19 protein-coding genes are annotated in these 18068 nt (G+C 73.0%); 15 read left to right on the top strand and 4 right to left on the bottom strand.

Annotated elements, in window-relative coordinates; translation table 11 throughout:
• Positions 1–8: 8 nt before the first annotated feature.
• Positions 9–725 carry a PaaX family transcriptional regulator C-terminal domain-containing protein gene (locus AC3EO4_RS39185; RefSeq protein WP_431900496.1) on the bottom strand — a complete coding sequence of 239 codons (717 nt, stop codon included), beginning with the start codon at positions 723–725 and terminating at the stop codon, positions 9–11.
• 30 nt (positions 726–755) lie between these two features.
• Here AC3EO4_RS39185 and AC3EO4_RS39190 point away from each other — a divergent pair, with 30 nt between their 5' ends.
• Genes AC3EO4_RS39190 through ligD form a run of 4 tightly spaced genes read left to right on the top strand, consistent with a single transcriptional unit; the run spans position 756 to position 4550 of the window.
• Positions 756–2411: an acyl-CoA dehydrogenase family protein gene (locus tag AC3EO4_RS39190; RefSeq protein WP_379574353.1), complete on the top strand. Its 1656-nt coding sequence runs from the start codon at positions 756–758 to the stop codon at positions 2409–2411.
• A 43-nt stretch (positions 2412–2454) separates the two neighbouring features.
• A complete protein-coding gene (locus AC3EO4_RS39195; RefSeq protein ID WP_379574354.1) occupies positions 2455–3201 on the top strand; it encodes a crotonase/enoyl-CoA hydratase family protein in 747 nt (248 codons plus the stop codon).
• Complete coding sequence (locus tag AC3EO4_RS39200; protein WP_431900498.1) at positions 3198–3371, top strand: hypothetical protein; 174 nt, start codon at positions 3198–3200, stop codon at positions 3369–3371. The genes AC3EO4_RS39195 and AC3EO4_RS39200 overlap by 4 nt, the downstream gene beginning before the upstream one ends.
• A 9-nt stretch (positions 3372–3380) precedes the next feature.
• A complete protein-coding gene (ligD, locus tag AC3EO4_RS39205) occupies positions 3381–4550 on the top strand; it encodes a non-homologous end-joining DNA ligase (RefSeq protein WP_431900499.1) in 1170 nt (389 codons plus the stop codon).
• A 57-nt stretch (positions 4551–4607) separates the two neighbouring features.
• On the opposite strand, the gene AC3EO4_RS39210 is transcribed toward ligD, so the two are convergent.
• Positions 4608–5690, bottom strand: a complete 1083-nt coding sequence (locus AC3EO4_RS39210) for a hypothetical protein (RefSeq protein WP_379574356.1) — start codon at positions 5688–5690, stop codon at positions 4608–4610.
• 67 nt (positions 5691–5757) lie between these two features.
• Complete coding sequence (locus tag AC3EO4_RS39215) at positions 5758–6201, bottom strand: nucleoside deaminase (protein ID WP_379574357.1); 444 nt, start codon at positions 6199–6201, stop codon at positions 5758–5760.
• Between the two features lie 57 nt (positions 6202–6258).
• Here AC3EO4_RS39215 and AC3EO4_RS39220 point away from each other — a divergent pair, with 57 nt between their 5' ends.
• Complete coding sequence (locus tag AC3EO4_RS39220; protein WP_431900500.1) at positions 6259–6936, top strand: hypothetical protein; 678 nt, start codon at positions 6259–6261, stop codon at positions 6934–6936.
• Here AC3EO4_RS39220 and AC3EO4_RS39225 read toward each other — a convergent pair.
• Entirely contained in the window at positions 6921–7256 is a 336-nt protein-coding gene (locus AC3EO4_RS39225) for a winged helix-turn-helix transcriptional regulator (RefSeq protein ID WP_379574359.1), read from the bottom strand. The two genes, AC3EO4_RS39220 and AC3EO4_RS39225, sit on opposite strands and share 16 nt — an antisense overlap.
• A gap of 51 nt (positions 7257–7307) precedes the next feature.
• On the opposite strand from AC3EO4_RS39225, the gene AC3EO4_RS39230 reads away from it, so the two are divergent.
• From AC3EO4_RS39230 to AC3EO4_RS39275, 10 genes are read left to right on the top strand one after another with little or no spacing between them, the layout of a single operon-like run.
• Positions 7308–8756 (top strand): LLM class flavin-dependent oxidoreductase, encoded by a 1449-nt coding sequence (locus AC3EO4_RS39230; RefSeq protein WP_379574360.1) that lies wholly within the window; start codon positions 7308–7310, stop codon positions 8754–8756.
• A 3-nt stretch (positions 8757–8759) separates the two neighbouring features.
• Complete coding sequence (locus AC3EO4_RS39235) at positions 8760–10223, top strand: gamma-glutamyltransferase family protein (RefSeq protein WP_431900502.1); 1464 nt, start codon at positions 8760–8762, stop codon at positions 10221–10223.
• A 49-nt stretch (positions 10224–10272) separates the two neighbouring features.
• Positions 10273–10593, top strand: coding sequence for an NADH-quinone oxidoreductase subunit A (locus AC3EO4_RS39240; protein ID WP_379574362.1), 321 nt, complete (start codon positions 10273–10275; stop codon positions 10591–10593).
• Positions 10584–11807 (top strand): hypothetical protein, encoded by a 1224-nt coding sequence (locus tag AC3EO4_RS39245; protein WP_431900504.1) that lies wholly within the window; start codon positions 10584–10586, stop codon positions 11805–11807. The genes AC3EO4_RS39240 and AC3EO4_RS39245 overlap by 10 nt, the downstream gene beginning before the upstream one ends.
• Positions 11800–12639 carry an NADH-quinone oxidoreductase subunit H gene (locus AC3EO4_RS39250; protein ID WP_431900505.1) on the top strand — a complete coding sequence of 280 codons (840 nt, stop codon included), beginning with the start codon at positions 11800–11802 and terminating at the stop codon, positions 12637–12639. The genes AC3EO4_RS39245 and AC3EO4_RS39250 overlap by 8 nt, the downstream gene beginning before the upstream one ends.
• Positions 12639–13130, top strand: coding sequence for an NADH-quinone oxidoreductase subunit J (locus AC3EO4_RS39255; RefSeq protein ID WP_379574366.1), 492 nt, complete (start codon positions 12639–12641; stop codon positions 13128–13130). Before AC3EO4_RS39250 ends, AC3EO4_RS39255 begins: the two co-directional genes overlap by 1 nt.
• On the top strand, positions 13120–13425 hold the full coding sequence (gene nuoK / locus AC3EO4_RS39260; RefSeq protein ID WP_379574367.1) for an NADH-quinone oxidoreductase subunit NuoK: 306 nt from the start codon (positions 13120–13122) through the stop codon (positions 13423–13425). Before AC3EO4_RS39255 ends, nuoK begins: the two co-directional genes overlap by 11 nt.
• Complete coding sequence (locus AC3EO4_RS39265) at positions 13422–15224, top strand: proton-conducting transporter transmembrane domain-containing protein (RefSeq protein ID WP_431900508.1); 1803 nt, start codon at positions 13422–13424, stop codon at positions 15222–15224. Before nuoK ends, AC3EO4_RS39265 begins: the two co-directional genes overlap by 4 nt.
• A gap of 3 nt (positions 15225–15227) precedes the next feature.
• The gene (locus AC3EO4_RS39270; protein WP_379574369.1) at positions 15228–16658 is read left to right on the top strand and encodes a complex I subunit 4 family protein; all 1431 of its coding nucleotides are present in this window, start codon (positions 15228–15230) and stop codon (positions 16656–16658) included.
• Positions 16655–18022: an NADH-quinone oxidoreductase subunit N gene (locus tag AC3EO4_RS39275; RefSeq protein ID WP_431900510.1), complete on the top strand. Its 1368-nt coding sequence runs from the start codon at positions 16655–16657 to the stop codon at positions 18020–18022. Before AC3EO4_RS39270 ends, AC3EO4_RS39275 begins: the two co-directional genes overlap by 4 nt.
• The last annotated feature ends 46 nt before the right edge of the window (positions 18023–18068 follow it).

Genomic DNA, 18068 nt, shown 5'->3' on the forward strand with positions numbered 1-18068 from the left:
ATGATCGCTCACGCGTCGAGGTGCCGGTGCAGCGCCCGCCGGTAGTCGCGGTCGAAGTCGTCGTAACGGGCCCGCAGCTCGGCGCCGGGCCACGCCTCCGGCAGCAGCTCGGGGGGCAGCAGCGGATCGGCCAGCAGGTGCCGCAGCACCGCCGCCGACACCAGGAAGCCCTCCGCCAGCCCCTCCGCCTGGTCGAGCGACTTCAGCAGCCGCCGCGCCTCGGCGGCCCATCCCTCCAGATCCCACAGCAGCCCCGTCGGGTCCTCGCGTGGCGTGCCGTCCACGAGCGTGCACTGCGCGGTGACGATCTCCGGCCACTGCCTGATCAGGTTCGCCGGCCGTAGCCAGGTGCCCTCGCGCAGCTCGGCCAGGCGCAACGCGGTCATCGTGTGCCGCAGCGCCGCCCTGTCGGAGGGCGCGCGCCGCTCGGCGGTGACGATCGCGATCTCCCACGTGCCGTCCCACGCCCTCGTGTGCGGGGAGCGGCTCTCGTCCTGCCTGGCCTGCCGTTCGCGCAGCCGCGAGGACAGCGCGTAGCGCCCGCCCTCCTGTACCAGGTCGCCCGCCGCCACCATCCGCGAAAGGGCCACCCGCACGGTGCCCTCGGCGATGCCGAACACCTCGCCGATGCGTACCAGGGCCCTGCTCGGCAGGCGCGGCGGGTGGCTGCCGAGCAGCGCGCTCAGTACGGCCGAGCGCGCGGTCAGAGTATTACGGTCTTCCATCGCGTGTCGATTATATGTAACACTCCGAGAATGGCGAGCTATCTGATCGAACCCGTCGACGGCCCGAGCGGCCGTTACGACACCTCGCGCTACCAGGGAGCGGCCGGCCGCAACTGGTGGTCCTGCGACCCTTCGCTCCGGTTGCTGATGCGCCGCCATCTCGGCGAGGGCTACGGCTGGGCCGAACCCCACCTGTCCCGCCTCGGCGCGCTCATGGGCGGATCGATCGCCGCGTACGCGGAGGAGACCGACCGCAACCCGCCGCGCCTGGAGAAGTACGACAAGTGGGGGCGCGACATCAGCCAGGTCGTCATGCCGCCGTCGTTCACCGCCGCTCGCGAGGCGCTGATGGCCGACAACTTCACCTCGCCGGGGTTCGCCGCGACCGCCACGCGGAACGGCGCCGACCCCGCCGCGCTGGCGGCCGCCTGGACATACCTGCTCGACCAGGCGGACATCGGGATGGGCTGCGCGCTCGGCACCGGCGGGGACATGGTGGTCTCTCTCGCCGAGAAGCACGCGCCCACGGACGTTCTCGATCGGGTCCGCTCGATCTTCGCCAACGGCTTCTACTCCGGCGAGGCCGCTCAGATGTTCACCGAGCGGACCGGCGGCTCCGACCTGGCCGCGCTGGAGGCCCACGCCGAACCGGACGGGGAGGCATGGAGCCTGACCGGCCTGAAGTGGTTCGCCTCCAACGCCAACGGGTCCGCGTTCGTGGTGCTGGGCAGACTGCCCTCGGGCGACGTGGCACCGTTCCTCGTGCTGTGGGAGCGGCGCGACGGATCCCGCAACGCCGTACGGATCAGGAGGCTCAAGGACAAGCTCGGCACCCGCTCGGTCGCCTCCGCCGAGGTGGAGTTCACGGGGGCCGAGGCGTTCCTGCTGGCCGGCTCGGGCTCGGGCTCCAGTCTCGGCACCATGATGAAGCTCACCAACGCCTCACGGCTCGGCGTCGCCATGATGGGCGTCGGCGTCGCCCGTCGCGCCCTGGTCGAGTCGATCTGCTACGCCTCGGCCCGCGAGGCCTTCGGCCGCCGGCTCATCGACCAGCCGCTCATGCGCCGCAAGCTCGCCGAACTCGTCGTCGAGGTCGAGGCGGCGCAGGCGCTGGTCTTCGACGGCCACCTCGGCCCGCGGCTGCGGCTCGCGCCCGCCCTCGTCAAGCTCCGCGCGGCCAGGCTCGGCCTCACCGCGGCCAGCGACGCCATCGAGATCCACGGCGGCAACGGCTACATCGAGCAGTGGCCCGTCGCCCGCCTGCTGCGCGACGCCCAGGTCAACCCGATCTGGGAGGGTGGGGACAACATCCTCTGCCTGGACGTGCGCAGAGCGATGCTGAAAGAGCAGGCCCACCTGCCGTTCCTCGACCGGCTCCGGTCGGCGGCGACGTCGTCGCTGGTGCACGCGCGCGTCGACGACCTGGAGAAGGCGATCACCGCGTGGCAGTCGCTCGCCCCGGCGACGGCCGAGGCGAGGCTGTACCCGCTCGCGCAGTTCATGGCCGACGTCTACGCGGCCGCTCTGCTGGAGGAGCAGGCATCCTGGGGGCTCGACGACGGGCGCAAGAGCGTGGTCGCCCGCCGCTACGCCGAGGCCCACCTGGCCGATCGCGGACCGCTGCGCGGGATCGACGCCCCTGACACGGACGACTTCGACGCGCTCGTCGCGGGGGCGTTCGCCTGATGGCGGCGGGTCCCAGGGTCCGCACCCGACGACGGAGGACGAGATGACCGTTCGGAGCGAGCGAGAAGGCCCCGTCACCACGGTGGTGCTCTCCAGACCGGAGGCCCGCAACGCCGTCGACCGCGAGACCGCCGACGCGCTGGTCGAGGCCTTCACCGCTTTCGAGGCGTCCGACGCGGCCGTCGCGGTCCTGTGGGGCGAAGGCGGCGCGTTCTGCGCGGGCGCCGACCTCAAACGCCTCGACAACCACGTCGGCGAGGACGGCGGCGGGCCCATGGGACCCACCAGGATGCGCCTGACCAAGCCGGTCATCGCCGCCGTCGCGGGACACGCGGTCGCCGGGGGCCTCGAGCTCGCGCTCTGGTGCGACCTGCGGGTGGCCGAGGAGAACGCGGTGTTCGGCGTCTTCTGCCGCCGCTGGGGCGTCCCTCTGATCGACGGCGGCACGGTACGGCTGCCGCGCCTGATCGGCCTCTCGCAGGCCATGGACATGATCCTCACCGGCAGGCCCGTCCACGCCGACGAGGCGCTGCGCATGGGTCTGGCCAACAGGGTCGTCCCTTCCGGCCGGTCCCGCCAGGCCGCCGAGCGGCTGGCCCGCGACCTGGCCCGCTTCCCGCAGACGTGCCTGCGCGGCGACCGCATGTCGGCCCTGGAACAGGAGGGGATGACGGAGGAGGACGCGATCGTCAACGAACTACGCCACGGCGTCGCCGCCCTGGGCGAAGCGGCCGACGGCGCCGCCCGCTTCGCCCGGGGCGCGGGACGCCATGGAGACTTCTCGGCATGACCGACGACGTCCACCGGTACAACAAGGACCGCTGGGAGGCGCTCGCCGAGGCGAACGCGCTGTTCACCCGGCCGAGGCTCGACCTGGACGCGGTGACCGCCCGCGCGTACCCGGGCCTGGACAGGCTCGCGATCACCTACCGCCCCGATCTTGTCGGTGTGCTCACGTAGGGTGAGACCATGCCGGACATCGACGGTGTGACGATCACGAGCCCGGACAAGGTGGTCTTCCCGCAGGGCGGGCGGACCAAGCTCGACCTGGTCCGCTACTACCAGGCGGTCGCGGAGGGGGCGCTGCGCGGCGTCTCGGGGCGGCCCATGATCCTCAAGCGGTTCGTGCACGGCATCGAGCAGGAGGCGTTCTTCCAGAAGCGCGCCCCCGCCAAGCGCCCCGCCTGGATCGAGGTCGCCGAGCTGCGGTACAGGTCGGGGCGGAGCGCGGAGGAGGTCGTCGTCACCGACACGCGCCAGCTGCTGTGGGTGGTCAACCTGGGCTGTGTCGACCTCAACCCGCACCCCGTGCGCGCGGCCGACCTCGCGCACCCCGACGAGCTGCGCATCGACCTCGACCCGGTGCCCGGCGTGCCCTGGGGGCAGGTGCTGGAGACCGCCCAGGTGGCGCGCGAGGTGCTCGCCGACCATGGGCTGGTCGCCTGGCCGAAGACATCGGGTTCGCGTGGCTTCCATGTCTATGCCCGCATCACGCCCGACTGGGACTTCTCGCAGGTACGGCGTGCGGCGGAGGCCGTCGCCCGCGAGGTCGAGCGCCGCGCCCCCGATCTGGCGACCAGCCGGTGGTGGAAGGAGGAGCGGCAGGGCGTCTTCGTCGACTACAACCAGAACGCCTACGACAGGACCGTCGCCTCCGCCTACTCCGTCAGGCCGGTTCGGGACGGGCGCGTGTCCACGCCGCTGACGTGGGAGGAGGTGCCGGGGTGCCGTCCGGAGGAGTTCACCGTCGACACCGTGCCGAAGAGGTTCGCCGCGCTCGGCGACCCATGGGAGGACATGGACCTGCACGCGGGCTCGCTCACCTCGCTGCTGGAGCTGGCCGAGGCGCAGGGGCCCCCGCCCGAGCGCACCGAGGTGCCGCTCATCGAGATCGCCAGGGCGCAGCACAAGGACGAGGCGCTGGCGGGCCTCGAAGCGTGGAAGGCCCGCCATGCCGCCGTCGTGGAGTTCCTCGAGCCCGCTGACGTGCTGGTCGACGGGATGAGGGGGCGCAGCAGCGTGTGGTACCGCATCAGGGTCAACCTGCAGCACGTGCCCGAGGGTATGCGTCCCGAGCAGGAGGCGCTGGAGGTGGACTACAACCCGTGGCCGGCCGACTGGCGCCCGCCCGAGCCCTGAGAACCGGCCGTGCAGGGGCGCTGGAACCGGCGCTCCTGCCGGCGCCTGAGACCGGCCCTAGACCAGGCCCTCCTCCACGACACGGTCCAGCTCGGCGAGCACGCCGGTGACGGGCGTGCAGGCCGGCAGGCGCGGCGCGCTGAAGTAGCCGGGTTTGTGCGCCCTCAGCAGCGCCTCGCCGTCCAGCGGCCACGTGAAGCCGCGCCGCCCGAGCAGTGTCGCGAACACCTCGCTCGCCAGCGCGTGGTCGCGGGCGGCCAGGTGCCTGATCGGCACGGGGGAGACCGCGTCGCCCCTGAGGTAGCGGCTGACGGCGTCGCGGTAGCGCCCCCTGGTGACCAGGGAGGGGTCGGCGAAAGCCGCCTCGACGGCGCCGAAGTCGGTGTAGTAGCCGAGCCCGTCGCGCTCGTCGAAGATCAGCGCGACGCTCTCCTCCTCGTGGAGATGGTCGGGGAACTCCAGCGACGTGAACGCCCGCATCCGCGCCGCGACCTCCTCGCCCCGCAGGACCACCAGGTCGGAGCCGAAGTGCTCGACGAACTGCCGCCGCTGCGCCGCCTGGATCTGCCAGGCCTCGGCCAGCAGGGCGGGGTTGCGGAACACCCTGGCCGGATGGCGCAGCACGGCATCGGCCGCCGCCCGCACGAGTTGCGGCCGCATCTCGGCGGTGTAGACGGCGGGGGTGGCGCTGATCATCCAGTCGTCCAGGGTGACGGGGATGAGCCGCCCGACCATGAACATCCCCGGATCGAGCACGTCGAAGGCCGCCTCGCCCAGGTCGGAGTGGGCGGTGTAGGTCAGCTCGTCGATCAGGTTGAACAGGATGATCGCCGGGCCCGCGACGGTGTGGACCTCGAAGATGCCCTCCACCACGTCCTTCCAGCCGAGCACCATGGCCCGCTCGGCCTCGTGCAGCTCGGGACGCTCCGCCACGAACCTGTCGATCAGCAGGTCGCCTCCGGGCAGGCGGTACTCCAGCGCGAAGTGGTCGAGGGCGAGCGCGGAGGTCGCCTCGTCGGTGATCACCCCGTCGGGGAAGAAACGGCTGTACACCAGGCCGAGCTCCCTGGTGAACCTTCCTGACACCGCGAACTCCAGCAGCTCTGGTTTCAGCTCCGCGGCACGCGCGAGTAGATCCATGGGGCGACCTTAGCCGCGAGCCTCGCCGGCTTGAGGTGATTTTCGGTAACCGTCACGGGACAGTCTGTTACTCCGGCGGCTGTCCGATGTCCTCGTTCCACACCTGGGGCCACTGCTCGATGAACGCCGCCATCAGCGCGCGGCATTCGGCGGAGTCGACGACCACGACCTCCACCCCGTGGGCGATCAGGAGGTCCTCGCGGCCCATGAACGTCCGGTTCTCGCCGATCACCACGCGCGGGATCTCGTAGAGCAGGATCGCGCCCGTGCACATCGCGCAGGGCGACAGCGTCGTGTACATGGTCGACCGCCGGTAGACCAGCGCGCTCCTGCGCCCGGCCCGCTCCAGGGCGTCGGTCTCGCCGTGGCGGATGACGCTGCCCTCCTGCACCCTGCGGTTACGGCCCGCGCCGAGCACCTCGCCGTCGGCCACCAGCGCCGCCCCGACGGGCACTCCGCCCTCGGCCAGTCCCGTGCGGGCCTGCTCGACGGCGATCTCCAGGAAGTCCATGGGCCCACCCTAGGGTGCTGCAACCGGCGTGCAAGGATCGCGCCCTACCTTCGGGGCATGTCAAGCCGATGGCTGTTCGGAATGGCCGCCGCCGCTGCGGCCGCCTCCCTCACGCTCCCAGCCGCCGCGGCTCACGCCGCGGCCCCCAGGCCGGCCACCCTGCCCGCCGCCCAAGCCGCCGCTCAGTCCGCCGTCACGGCTGCCACGCAGGCCCCCAAGGCCGCCACCACGGCCCGCAGGCTGTTCGGCGCCTGGCTGCGCGACGACAGGACGGCCGCCGCCACGTTCGCCACCCCGGCCGCGGTCAACACGCTGTTCGCCTACGTCTTCCGCGCGCCCGACACCTTCGCCGGCTGTGTCGCCGGCGCCTGCGCGTTCAGGCACACGAGCGTCCGCGTGCCGGGCGAGCTCAACGGCATCCTGATGATCGTCTCCGGCGGCAAGGTCGCCAAGGTCTACACCTCGCGCCACTACTCGAAGGAGAAGGCGGCCAGGCACCTGCTGGGCGCCTGGCACAAGGGCGATCGCAACCAGGGCGCCGAGGTGGCGACGGCCGCGGCCCTGAAGACGCTGTTCAAGGTCAAGTGGGACCCTCACGGCGTGCCGTACACCTTCCAGGGGTGCGAGAAGAGCGTCTGCTTCTGGTCGTACGAGGGCGGCGCGATGCTGATGCACGTGGCCGGCTCGAAGGCGCGCGGGTACGAGGTCAGGTCGATCAGCTACGTCGCCGACTGATCGGCCCACCTGTCGGCCCACGCCATCAGCGGGCGCATGGCCTCGACCAGCGCCGCGCCGCTCTCGGTGAGCGTGTAGCGGATCTGCACCGGCGTGGTCGGCCGCACCTCGCGCGCCACCACGCCCGACGACTCCAGCTCGCGCAGCCGTTGCGCGAGCAGGCGTTCCGACAGGCCGGGGACCGCGTCGCGCAGCTCGCCGTACCGCGTCGCGCCTCTGGCGAGCGCCAGCAGGATGACGCCGTTCCACCTGCGGCCCACCAGCTCGATGGCGACCTGGAAGTGCGGGCAGTGCCGCAGCAGTGCCTCGGGAGAGGTCATCACTTACCTTCCGTAAGCTGGTTATGTAATGTAAGGCCTATGACCGATTTTATGCATGAACTGTGGTTCGGCGCCTTTCTCACCCCCACCGCCGAGAACGCGCACACGCTCATGCGTCAGGCCGCGCTCGCCGAGGACGTCGGCCTCGACATCATCGGCGTGCAGGACCATCCTTACCAGCCGTCCTTCCTCGACACATGGACGCTGCTGTCGGTGCTGGCGGCGCGTACCCAGCACATCAGGTTCTTCCCCGACGTGGCCAGCGTGCCCCTCAGGCCGCCGGCCGTCCTGGCCAGGGCCGCAGCCAGCCTCGACATCCTGAGCGGGGGCAGGGTGGAGCTCGGCGTGGGGTCCGGGGCCTTCTGGGACGGCGTCGCCGCGATGGGCGGGCCCCGCCGTACCCCCGCGCAGGCGGTGGCCGCGCTCGCGGAGGGCATCGAGGTGATGCGCGCGCTGTGGACGCCCGGCGGCCCCGTCGCCTTCGACGGCGAGCACTACCGGCTGGACGGCGCCGCGCCAGGGCCGTTCCCGCCGCACCGCATCGGCGTGTGGGTCGGCGCCTACAAGCGCCGCATGCTGGAGCTGACCGGGCGCACCGCCGACGGCTGGGTGCCCTCGTCGGCCTACGCCGCGCCGGAAGAGCTGGCCGCGATGAGCGCGGTCGTGGATCGCGCGGCGGCCGACGCCGGCCGCGACCCCGCGCTGATCCGCCGCGTCTACAACGTCAGCGGCCGCTTTTCGCGGCTGGCAGGCCCGGGCTTCCTGGACGGGCCGCCCTCACTGTGGGCCGACCAGCTCGCCGAGCTGGTCCACCTGTACGGCATGAGCGTGTTCGTCATGGCCCCCACCGAGGAACGTGACCTCAAGATCTTCGCCGAGGAGGTCGCGCCCGAAGTCAGGGCGGCCCTCGGGCGCGAGCAGCGGCAGGCGGCCGAGCCGGGGACGAGCCCCTCGGCCACGCTCGACGAGTCGAGCAGGCCGCGCCTGCCCAAGCGCGACCTCGCCGAGCTCTCGCCCGCCCAGCGCGAACGCGGCATGCACCTGGTCAGGGTCCACGACGGCCTGCGCGAGGAGCTGGCCGAGATCCGGAAGGGCCTGGAGCAGGTCGCGGCCGGCCGTGGGGAGGTGGCCGCGCTCCGCTCGCTGATCAACCGGCTCACGATGCGGCAGAACTACTGGACCCTCGGCAGCTTCTGCGCCTCTTACTGCAGGGTCGTGACCACGCACCACACCATCGAGGACGAGCGCATGTTCCCCGCGCTGAGGGCCGCGCAGGCGTCGCTGGCACCCGTCATCGACCGGCTGGAAGAGGAGCACGAGGTCATCGCAGGCCTGCTGACCGGCCTCGACGCCGCGCTCGTCGCCATGGTCGAGGACCCCGACGGCATCGACGGCGTCCGCGACGCGCTCGACGCGCTGGCCGGGGCCCTGCTGTCGCACCTCGAGTACGAGGAGCAGGAACTGGTGGAGCCCCTCGCCCGGCTCGATCTGGACGTGTGACCCGTGAGCTACACCTGCGCCGTCGCGACCCCGCACACCCTGGCCACGGACGCCGCCTGCGACGCGGTCAGGAGCGGAGGCAACGCGCTCGACGCCGCCCTCGCCGCGGCGGCGACGCTCGCCGTCGTCTACCCCCACAACACCTCGGTCGGCGGCGACCTGATCGCCCTCGTCCGCACCCCCGACGGCCGCGTCACGTGCGTCAACGCCAGCGGCCCCGCGCAGTCCCGCGCCGACAGGGCGGCGCTGGCCGCCCGCCACGGCGACGCCATGCCCGTCACGGGACCCGACACGATCACCGTGCCCGGCGCGGTCGCGGGCTGGGACGCCCTGCACGAGGCGGGGGCCGCGCGCCCCTGGCCCGCCCACTTCGAGGCCGCGGTACGGCACGCCGCCGCCACCCCCGTCGTGCGGGGGCTGGCCGAGGCGATCGCCGACGCCGACGAGCTGATCGCCGCCGACCCCGGCATGCGCGAGGTCTTCCGCCCCGGCGGCAGGCCGCTTGCCGCCGGTGACACGCTGCGCCAGGACGCGTTGGCCGCCACCCTCGCGGAACTGGCCGCCCACGGCCCCGCCACCCTGTACGGCGGGCCGCTCGGCGCGCGCCTGTCGGATTGGCTCGGCCTTGATGACCTGGCCAGGTTCGAGGTCGAGCGCACGGCGCCGCTCAGCCGTGCCTTCCGCGGGTACGAGGTGCACACCAGCCCGCCGAACACCCATGGCTTCCTGCTGCTGCAGGCCCTGGGCGCCAGGGGGCCGCTCGCCGCGGCCTTCCACCGGGGCATCGCCGACAGGGCCGCGTACCTGGCCGACCCGAGGTTCGTCCCGGTGGACGTGGACACCCTCCTGGACCCGGACAGACCGGATCTCGTCGCGCCGGCGTCCGCGGTCAGCGGCAGGGCGACGGGCGACACCGTGGCGGTCGTGACCGCCGACAGCGACGGACTGGCCGTCTCGCTGATCCAGAGCCTGTTCCACGGTTTCGGCTCGGGCGTGCTCGACCCGTCCACCGGCATCCTGCTGCACAACCGCGGCTCGTTCTTCTCCCTCGACCCCGCCTCGCCCAACGTCATCGCGCCCGGCAAGCGGCCCGCGCACACGCTCATGCCCGTCATCGTCACCAAGGACGGGCGGCCCGCGTGGGTGGCGGGAACGATGGGCGGCAAGGCCCAGCCGCAGATCCTCACCCAGGTGCTGCTGCGCCTGCTCGAAGGGGCCGACCCCGCCGCGGCCGTGGCCGCGCCGCGCTTCGTCGTCGGCGGCCTGGAGGTCGGGCAGCGGGAGGACACGATCAGCGCCGAGGCCGACCTGCCCGAGCTCGGGGAGCTGGCCGCGACGGGGGCGCCGCTGGTCGAGCTGCCGTCCCGCTCGGAGTGGGTGGGCCACGCCCAGGTGGTCGCGGCGGACCCCTTCGCCGCTGGTAGCGACCCGCGCAGCGACGGATCGGCGGTCGTGGTTCACATGTGATCAGCGGGGTACTACGCACCCTAGTACCTTTGCGTGCCGGGGGGTGATCATGACAGAGGTCCTGGCCGTCCTCTGCCTGCTCGCCGCCGGGGTGGCGGGGGTGTACCTGGTGTCGCTGCGCGTCGCCCCCGCCAGGGTCATGCCGTTCCCCGCGCTGCCCGAGCACGCGCTGTCCCGCTTCCACGTCCGCTGGTACGCGGTGGCGCTCGTCTTCCTCGCCTTCGACATGGAGATGGTCTTCATGTACCCGTGGGCGCTCGTCGTGGCCGAGGTCGGCGCGGCCGCGGTGGCCGAGATGTTCGTCTTCCTCGGCCTTCTGATGGTCGGCGTCCTCTACGCGTGGCGCGAGGGGGCGCTGCGGTGGGCCTGACCGGGTGGCTCGCCAGGGTGGCGGCGCGCGGCCCCAGACCCCTGGTCGTCACCGCGCCCTTCGGCACCGGCGCGCGACTGCTGGTGGAAGCGGAGACGGCCCGGCGGGGGTGGCTGCCCGCCCTCTCGCCCGCGGCGGCGAGCGTGCTGGTGGTGTGCGGCTCGCCGGGCGCGGAACTGGCCGAGCTGGTACGGCAGGCGTGGGCGGCTGTCCCACGCCCCCGCGCCCTGGTGCGGTTGCCCGAGCCGGTCGGCGCGGCCGAGGTGGGGGAGAGCCTGGACGGGGCGGTCGCCGCGCTGGGCGAGGCCCGCCATGACGACCACGATGAGACGCCCCCGCCGCAAGACCGCCGCGAACGCGGGCCGGACGACCCCGGACGTCACGAGCACGGGAGTCGCCGGCACGGGAGCCACGGGCACGGGGGTCGCGAGCCCGGGGATCACCGGCGCGGGGGTCGCGAGCCCGGAGGTCACCGGTATGGGGGCCACCAGCCCGGGGGTCACGAGCACGGGGAGCATGCTCGTCACATGGGCGGCCCCGGCGGCCTCGCGATGGCCACCAGGGGCGACGACCGGGACGGCCTGCGGCTCGACCGGCTCCACGTCCCTCTAGGCCCGATCCTGCCCGACTGGCCGGCGGGGCTGATCGTCCATACCGTCATGCAGGGCGACGTCATCCAGGAGGCCGGCGTCGAGATCCTCCCTGGCGGTGGCCGCTCTGCCGTGCCGTACTGGATCGAGCCGTGGACCTCGGGGGCCGTGACCAGGCGAACGGGAGGGCGACGGCGAGCGGCGGCGCGGCTCGACGGCCTGGGCAGGCTCCTCGGCGTCGCGGGCTGGCCCGCGGCGGCCGCGCAGGCGCGCCGCCTTCGCGACGACCTGCTCGACGGCGACGGCGACGGCGACGGCGGCGACGGCGTAGCGGCGGCGCGGGGCTTCGACAGGCTCGACCGCAGGGTGCGCCGCTCCCGGATCCTGCGCTGGATGCTCAGGGACGTCGGCCTCGTCGACGGCGCCGACGTGCTGGGCCGGATGGAGCGCATGCTCGACGACATCGGCGCCGCACTCGACGAGCGCGTCCCGATGGGCGGCCCGCCTCCGCCCGGCCCCGCGCTCGACCTCCTCCCCGGGCTGCTGGAGGGCGCGGAGTTGGCGCAGGCCAGGCTGATCGTGGCGAGCCTCGATCCCGACGTCGAGCGGGTGCTCCATGCCTGAGCTGCTCGCGTTCGCGGCTCTCGCGCTCGGCGCGGCGAGCCTCGACGGCGCGCTCGCCACCCGCTCGCCCGCGGCCGCGCTGCGGGAGACGGCCAGGCTGCTGGGCCGGCAGCGCCGCCGGACGCCGATGCCCGACCTGCTGCTCATGCGGATCGGCGTCGTCAGCCTGCCCTTCTTCGCGACCCTCGCCATGATCGTCCTGCCCCTGGGCGGCGCCGCGCTGGTGGAGTCGAGCGTCGGCATCGTCTGGTTCAACGCCATGGAGGTCTGCGCGTGGGCCTCGCTGTGGCTGACGGGGTGGGGACCCAACTCGGTCTATCCGCTCATCGGCGGCTACCGCTTCCTCGCCCAGGGGCTGGCCTACGAGCTGCCGCACATGTTCGCGCTGATCACGGTGGCGCTCGGCGCGGGCTCGCTCGACCTGCGAGCCGTCGAGGAGGCGCAGCGGGGAGCGTGGTTCGCCCTCTGGATGCCCGTCGCCTTCGCGATCTACCTGATCTCCGCGCTGGCCATGGCGTTCTGGGGGCCGATGAGCCGGCCGCTCGGCTCCGATCTGGCCGGAGGGGTGACGGCCGAGTTGTCCGGGCCCGACCGGCTGGTCTTCCAGGCAGGCCGCTATCTCATGCTCGCGGTGGCGGCGTGGGCGGCGGGGCCGCTGTTCCTTGGCGGCGGCGGCGGCCTGGCGGGGGCGGCGGCGGTGCTTGCCGTCCTCGTGCTCGTCAAGCACAGGGTGCCGGCGGTCAGGATGGACCGCTTCACGCAGGCCTCGTGGCTGGTCCTGCTGCCTCTGGCGCTCCTGCAACTGCTCGTGGTGGGAATCGTGGTGATCTGATGCTGTTCTGGGTGCTGGCCGTCGCGTCGGTGGGGTTCGGCGTCACGGTGTTCGTGGTCGACTCCATGGCGCGTGCGACGTTCGCGCTGCTGGCCTCCTTCCTCTGCGTCGGGCTCACGTTCCTGCTGATCGACCTGGCCTATCTCGGCGTGCTGACCATCCTCATGATGGTCATGGAAATGATGATCATGGCAGTCTTCATGATCATGTTCATGATGAACCCCGCGGGGCTCATGCCGATGACGATGGTCCACAACAACCGCGGCTCGGCGCTGATCGCGGGCGCGGTGTTCGCGGCCCTGGCGGCGGGCGCGCTGCTGACGCCGTGGCCCGAGCGCAGGGGAGCGCCGCCCGCCGATCCCACGCACGCGCTCGGGCTGGCGATCATGGGGCCGCAGATGCTCGTGATGATCGTGCTCGGCGTCGCCATCCTGGCCACCATGATCGCGGCCGTCGTCCTCGCCACGCACAGGGGGCGCTATGACGCTTGAGTCCTTCCTGCTGCTGGCTGCCGCGCTCTTCGCCGTCGGCGTGTACGGCACGCTGTCCCAGCAGTCGATCGTGATGCTGATGATGGGCCTCGAGCTCATGATCAACGGTGTGCTCGTCGCGGGCGGCGCGTTCTGGTACTTCCTCGCCCCCTCCTCCGCCGACGGGCAGGTCCTCGTCCTGGTCGCGCTGACGGTGATGGCGCTGGAGATGGCGATGGGCTTCGCCGTGGTCACCGCCATCTTCAGGGCGCGCGAGGTGGACACCACCGACGGGGCGGGTGACCTCAAGGGATGAACGCCCTGCTGCCGGGCCTGCCCATGCTCGCGGGCGGACTGCTGGCCTGGACGTGGCGCGCCGACAGGATCGCCGCTCCCGTCGCCGTGCTGGTCGCCCTGGTGACGCTGGCGGCGGCCTGCTGGGCGGCGGTGGTCAGGCCGCGGGTGACGTTCGAGCTGTTCGGGGGCATGGCGGCGGGGTCGGCGGTCGACGGGCTCTCGGCGGTGATGGCGGTGACGGTGGCGGCGGTTTCGCTGGCCGTCCTGGTCTTCGCCGCGGGCGACGTCGGCGAGGACAGGAGCAGGTTCTTCGGCCTGATGCTGGTGTTCGTCGGCGCGATGCTGCTCACGGTCACCGCGGCCGACCTGGTGCTGCTGCTCGTGGGATGGGAGCTGATGGGCGCGATGTCGTACGCGCTGATCGGCTTCTGGTGGCGCGATCCCGGCCGCGTCAGGTCGGCCACCGTCGCCTTCGTCACCACCCGCGCGGGCGACCTCGGCCTCTACTTCGCCGCCGGATGCGCGGTGGCCGCGGGCGCGGGCCACCGGGACGTGTTCGCGCTCGCGGGCCTGGCGCGGACGGCGGACCCGTGGCGGGATCTGATCGCCGCGGGGATCGTGCTGGCCGCGCTGGGCAAGTCGGCGCAGCTCCCGTTCTCGTTCTGGCTGTCCAGGGCGATGGCCGGCCCGAGCCCCGTGTCGGCGCTGCTGCACTCGGCCACCATGGTCGCGGCGGGCGCCTACCTGCTGCTGCGGCTGCAGCCGCTGCTGGCGGCCACCGGCTGGGCCGCGGCCGCCGTGGCGTGGGCGGGCGCGCTGACCGCGCTGCTGCTGGGCGCCGTGGCCGTCGCCCAGCGCGACCTCAAGCAGCTCCTCGCCGCCTCGACCTGCGCCCAGCTCGGGTTCATGGTGCTGGCGGCGGGCGTCGCGGCCGTGGCGGGCGGCGCCGCGCACCTGGTCGCGCACGCCGCGGTCAAGAGCCTGCTGTTCCTCTGCGCCGGCGCCTGGCTGACCTCGATGGGCACCAAGGACCTCGCCGAGTTGCGCGGCGCGGCCCGCCGTCACCGGCTGGTCGGCGTCACCTTCGCCGTGGGCGCGCTGGCGCTGGCAGGGGTGCCGCCGCTGTCGATGTGGGTCACCAAGGACGCGATCCTGGCGGAGGTCTCCTCCGCGCCGCTGCGCGTCGTCGCGCTCGGCGGCGCGCTGCTGGCCGCCGCCTATGCCACCAAGGCGGTCGTCGCGGTCTGGGGCGAGGGCCGCAGGCAGGGGCGCCCCGTGGGGGTGCTCGAACGTCTCCCGCTTCCCGCCCTGGCCGCGGTGGCCGCGGCCTTCGGGCTCGTCGGGCTGCCCGTGGTGTACGGCCGGTGGTCCGCGCTGCTCGGCGACGCCTCCGCCCGCGCGCCCGGGGCGGGGGAGTCGGCGCTGTCGGGGGTTCTGGCGGTGGCCGTGGCGCTGCTCGCGGCTCGCGTCAGACCTGCCGTACCGGCGATCCTGGCGGGCTGGCTGGGGCTGGAGCGCCTGGCGGTCGCGGCGGTGTGGCGGCCCGCCGACCGGCTGGCCCACGCGCTGGCCAGGTTCGACGACCAGGTGGTCGGCGGCGCGGTACGGGCCGTGCCCAGGGTCGCCACCGCAGCCGCGCGCCTGGCCAGGACCGGTCTCGAGGCGGGCGTCGACGGCATGGTGAGAGGGGTCGCGAGAGGCGCCGCGAGGGCGGGTGAGCTGGCCAGGCGCCCGCAGACCGGGCAGATCCACACTTACTTCGCCCAGGCCGCGGTCGCCCTGCTCCTGCTGGCCGTCGTGCTCGTCCTGACGAGGTGAGGTGTGCTCTCCCTCGCGGTCTTTCTGCCGCTGCTGGCGGCCGCCTTCCTGCCCTTCGCGGGACGCGCGGCCCGCTGGGTCTGGCCGGCGGCGGCGGTCGCCGACCTCGCCCTGGTGATCGCGATGTGGGTCGGCTACGGCGGCGGGGTCGGCTACGAGCAGCGGCTGCGCTGGATCCCCTCGATCGGCGCCGGCTACCACGTGGGGGTCGACGGGCTGTCGCTGCCGCTGATCGCGATGACGGACGTGCTGTTCCTCGTGTGCGCGCTCTACGCCAGGCGCGATCGCGCGTTCGCCGCGCTCTTCCTGTTCCTGCAGACGGTCTCGCTCGGCCTGTTCGCCTCCCTTGACCTGCTGCTGTTCTTCGTCTTCTTCGACCTGTCCATCGTCGGCATGTACGCCGTGATCGTGGGCTGGGGGCACGGCGACAGGTTCCGCTCGGCTCTGCTGTTCTTCCTCTACACCTTCCTCGGCTCTCTGGTGCTGCTGCTCGGCTTCATCGGCCTCTACCTGGCGGGCGGCACGTTCGACATGGTCGAGCTGGCGGGCCGGCCGCCGCCCGCGGGCGCGGCCGTCCTGCTGGCGGTCTGCGTCGGCCTCGCGGTGAAGACCCCGGTCGTCCCCCTGCACACCTGGCTGCCGCCCGCCCACACCGACGCGCCCGCGGAGGGTTCGGCGATCCTGGCGGGCGTGCTGCTGAAGATGGGCACGTACGGCTTCGCCAGGATCGCCATGCCCATGCTCCCGGGGCCGTGGCAGCGCCACGCCTGGTTGATCATCACCGTGGGCCTGGTCAGCGTCCTGTACGGCGCGCTCGTCGCGATGGCTCAGGACAACCTCAAGCGCCTGATCGCCTACACCTCGGTCAACCACATGGGCTACATCGTGCTGGCGCTGGGCGCGGCGGGGCTCGTCGCGGGCGGCGCGCGGGCCAGGGAGCTCGCCGTCAGCGGCGCGGTCACGCAGATGGTCAGTCACGGCCTGATCACCGGGGCGCTGTTCCTTCTGACCGGCGTGCTGTGGGACCGGGTGCGCAGCTACGACCTGCGCAGGCTCGGCGGCGTCGCCGCCACCGCGCCGGTGTTCGCCGCGCTCACCGCCGTGGCCGCCTTCGCCTCGCTCGGCCTTCCCGGGCTGTCGGGCTTCATCGCCGAGTTCCAGATCTTCGTGGGGGTCATCGGCGCGGGCGCGCTCTGGCAGGGGGCGCCGGCGATCGCCGGCATCCTCATCACCGCGGCCCTCCTGCTGCGCGCCCTGCACAAGGCATTCCTCGGGCCGCCGGGCGAGCTGTCCGTCACGGACGTGAAGCCGCGGGAGCTGGGCGCGGTCGCCCCTCTCCTGCTGCTCTCCCTGGCCATCGGCGTGGCTCCCCGGTGGCTGCTCGACCTGGTGGAGCCGTTCTCCGCCGCCCTCGTCACGCTGGTGAGCCGATGATCGCCGGCCTGCTCCCCGAGATCCTCGTCCTGGCGGGCGCGGTCGCGGGCCTGCTCGCGGGCATGTTCGCACGGCGTGACAGGCAGTGGATCGTCGCGTGGATCTGCGCCGGTTTCCTGGTCGCGGCGGCGGCGACGACGGCCGTGGCGGCCGGTGGGGGCATGGCTGTCGAAGGCATGGCGGGTGGGGGCATGGCGGGTGGGAGCATGGCCGTCGAGGGGTACACCGTCGACGCCCTCACCATCGCCACCAGGCTCGCCGTCGTCGCCGCCACCCTCGTCGTGCTGGCCATGGCCGCCGGGTGGGCGCGCGGCCTGCGCCGCGAGGCCGAGCTCTACGTCCTGATCCTTCTCTCCTCGCTGGGCGCCATCCTGCTCGCGGGCGCCGCCGACCTGCTCCTTCTGGTGGCCGCCTACCTGCTGGCGAGCATCCCCTCCTACGCGCTCGCCGGGTTCGCCAAGGACGCCAACGGCACCGAGGCGGCGCTGAAGTACTACCTGATGGGCGCCTTCCTCGGCGTCCTCATGCTGGCAGGGGTGACTCTGCTGTACGGCGTGGCGGGTACGACCGCCTACCGCCAGACCGGGGGCGCCGGCGTCGCGGCGGTCCTGCTGATGGCGGGGCCGCTGTTCAAGGCGGGAGCGGTACCGGCCCACTTCTGGGTTCCCGACGTCGCGCAGGGCGCCTCCAGGCCGATCGCCGCCTTCGTCACCACGGTTCCCAAGCTGGGCGCGTTCGCCGCGCTGTTCCGCCTGACCACCGAGGTCGTCGACGTGCGTCTCGCGGTCGCGCTGGTCGCCGCCGCCACGATGACGCTCGGCAACCTCGCCGCCTTCTACCAGGACAACGTCCGCCGCCTGCTCGGCTACTCGACGATCAGCCAGGCGGGCTATCTGCTGCTGCCCGTCGCGGCCGCCGGCGGCACCGCCATGGCCGAGCCGGCGCTGCTGTTCTACCTGGCCGCCTACGCGGTCACCAACCTCGGCGCCTTCGCCGTCGTCGTGGCGGTCGGCGGGGACGCCGTCGCCGACTACGCGGGCCTGGCGCGCGGCAGGCCGTGGCTGGCGGCGTCGCTGGTCGTGTGCCTGCTCGGCCTGGTCGGCACGCCGCCCACCGCGGTGTTCGCCGGCAAGGTGCTGGCGATGTCGGCCGCGTGGGGCGGCGGGCTGGCCTGGCTCGCGGTGCTGGCCGCCGTCAACACGGTCGCGAGCCTGTTCTACTACCTGCGCTGGATCCTGCCGCTCTACCGCGCCGGTGGCGCGCCGGGCGGGTCCGCAGGGCGCGTGGCATGGGTGGCCTATCTGACCGCCGCGACGTCCCTGGTGTTCGGAGCGACCCTCTCTATCTACTATGCGCTATCGTAGTGATGGGTCGGAAACTGCTCTGTCCAGCGATATCACCAACTACGGA

It is taken from the genome of Nonomuraea sp. bgisy101 (assembly GCF_057708945.1).

Excerpts from the sequence above, each read along its gene's own strand:
- AC3EO4_RS39185 (WP_431900496.1), bottom strand. The coding sequence starts at position 725 with ATGGAAGACCGTAATACTCTGACCGCGCGCTCGGCCGTACTGAGCGCG.
- AC3EO4_RS39190 (WP_379574353.1), top strand. The coding sequence starts at position 756 with ATGGCGAGCTATCTGATCGAACCCGTCGACGGCCCGAGCGGCCGTTAC.
- AC3EO4_RS39195 (WP_379574354.1), top strand. The coding sequence starts at position 2,455 with ATGACCGTTCGGAGCGAGCGAGAAGGCCCCGTCACCACGGTGGTGCTC.
- AC3EO4_RS39200 (WP_431900498.1), top strand. The coding sequence starts at position 3,198 with ATGACCGACGACGTCCACCGGTACAACAAGGACCGCTGGGAGGCGCTC.
- ligD (WP_431900499.1), top strand. The coding sequence starts at position 3,381 with ATGCCGGACATCGACGGTGTGACGATCACGAGCCCGGACAAGGTGGTC.
- AC3EO4_RS39210 (WP_379574356.1), bottom strand. The coding sequence starts at position 5,690 with ATGGATCTACTCGCGCGTGCCGCGGAGCTGAAACCAGAGCTGCTGGAG.
- AC3EO4_RS39215 (WP_379574357.1), bottom strand. The coding sequence starts at position 6,201 with ATGGACTTCCTGGAGATCGCCGTCGAGCAGGCCCGCACGGGACTGGCC.
- AC3EO4_RS39220 (WP_431900500.1), top strand. The coding sequence starts at position 6,259 with ATGTCAAGCCGATGGCTGTTCGGAATGGCCGCCGCCGCTGCGGCCGCC.
- AC3EO4_RS39225 (WP_379574359.1), bottom strand. The coding sequence starts at position 7,256 with ATGACCTCTCCCGAGGCACTGCTGCGGCACTGCCCGCACTTCCAGGTC.
- AC3EO4_RS39230 (WP_379574360.1), top strand. The coding sequence starts at position 7,308 with ATGCATGAACTGTGGTTCGGCGCCTTTCTCACCCCCACCGCCGAGAAC.
- AC3EO4_RS39240 (WP_379574362.1), top strand. The coding sequence starts at position 10,273 with ATGACAGAGGTCCTGGCCGTCCTCTGCCTGCTCGCCGCCGGGGTGGCG.
- AC3EO4_RS39250 (WP_431900505.1), top strand. The coding sequence starts at position 11,800 with ATGCCTGAGCTGCTCGCGTTCGCGGCTCTCGCGCTCGGCGCGGCGAGC.
- AC3EO4_RS39255 (WP_379574366.1), top strand. The coding sequence starts at position 12,639 with ATGCTGTTCTGGGTGCTGGCCGTCGCGTCGGTGGGGTTCGGCGTCACG.
- nuoK (WP_379574367.1), top strand. The coding sequence starts at position 13,120 with ATGACGCTTGAGTCCTTCCTGCTGCTGGCTGCCGCGCTCTTCGCCGTC.
- AC3EO4_RS39265 (WP_431900508.1), top strand. The coding sequence starts at position 13,422 with ATGAACGCCCTGCTGCCGGGCCTGCCCATGCTCGCGGGCGGACTGCTG.
- AC3EO4_RS39275 (WP_431900510.1), top strand. The coding sequence starts at position 16,655 with ATGATCGCCGGCCTGCTCCCCGAGATCCTCGTCCTGGCGGGCGCGGTC.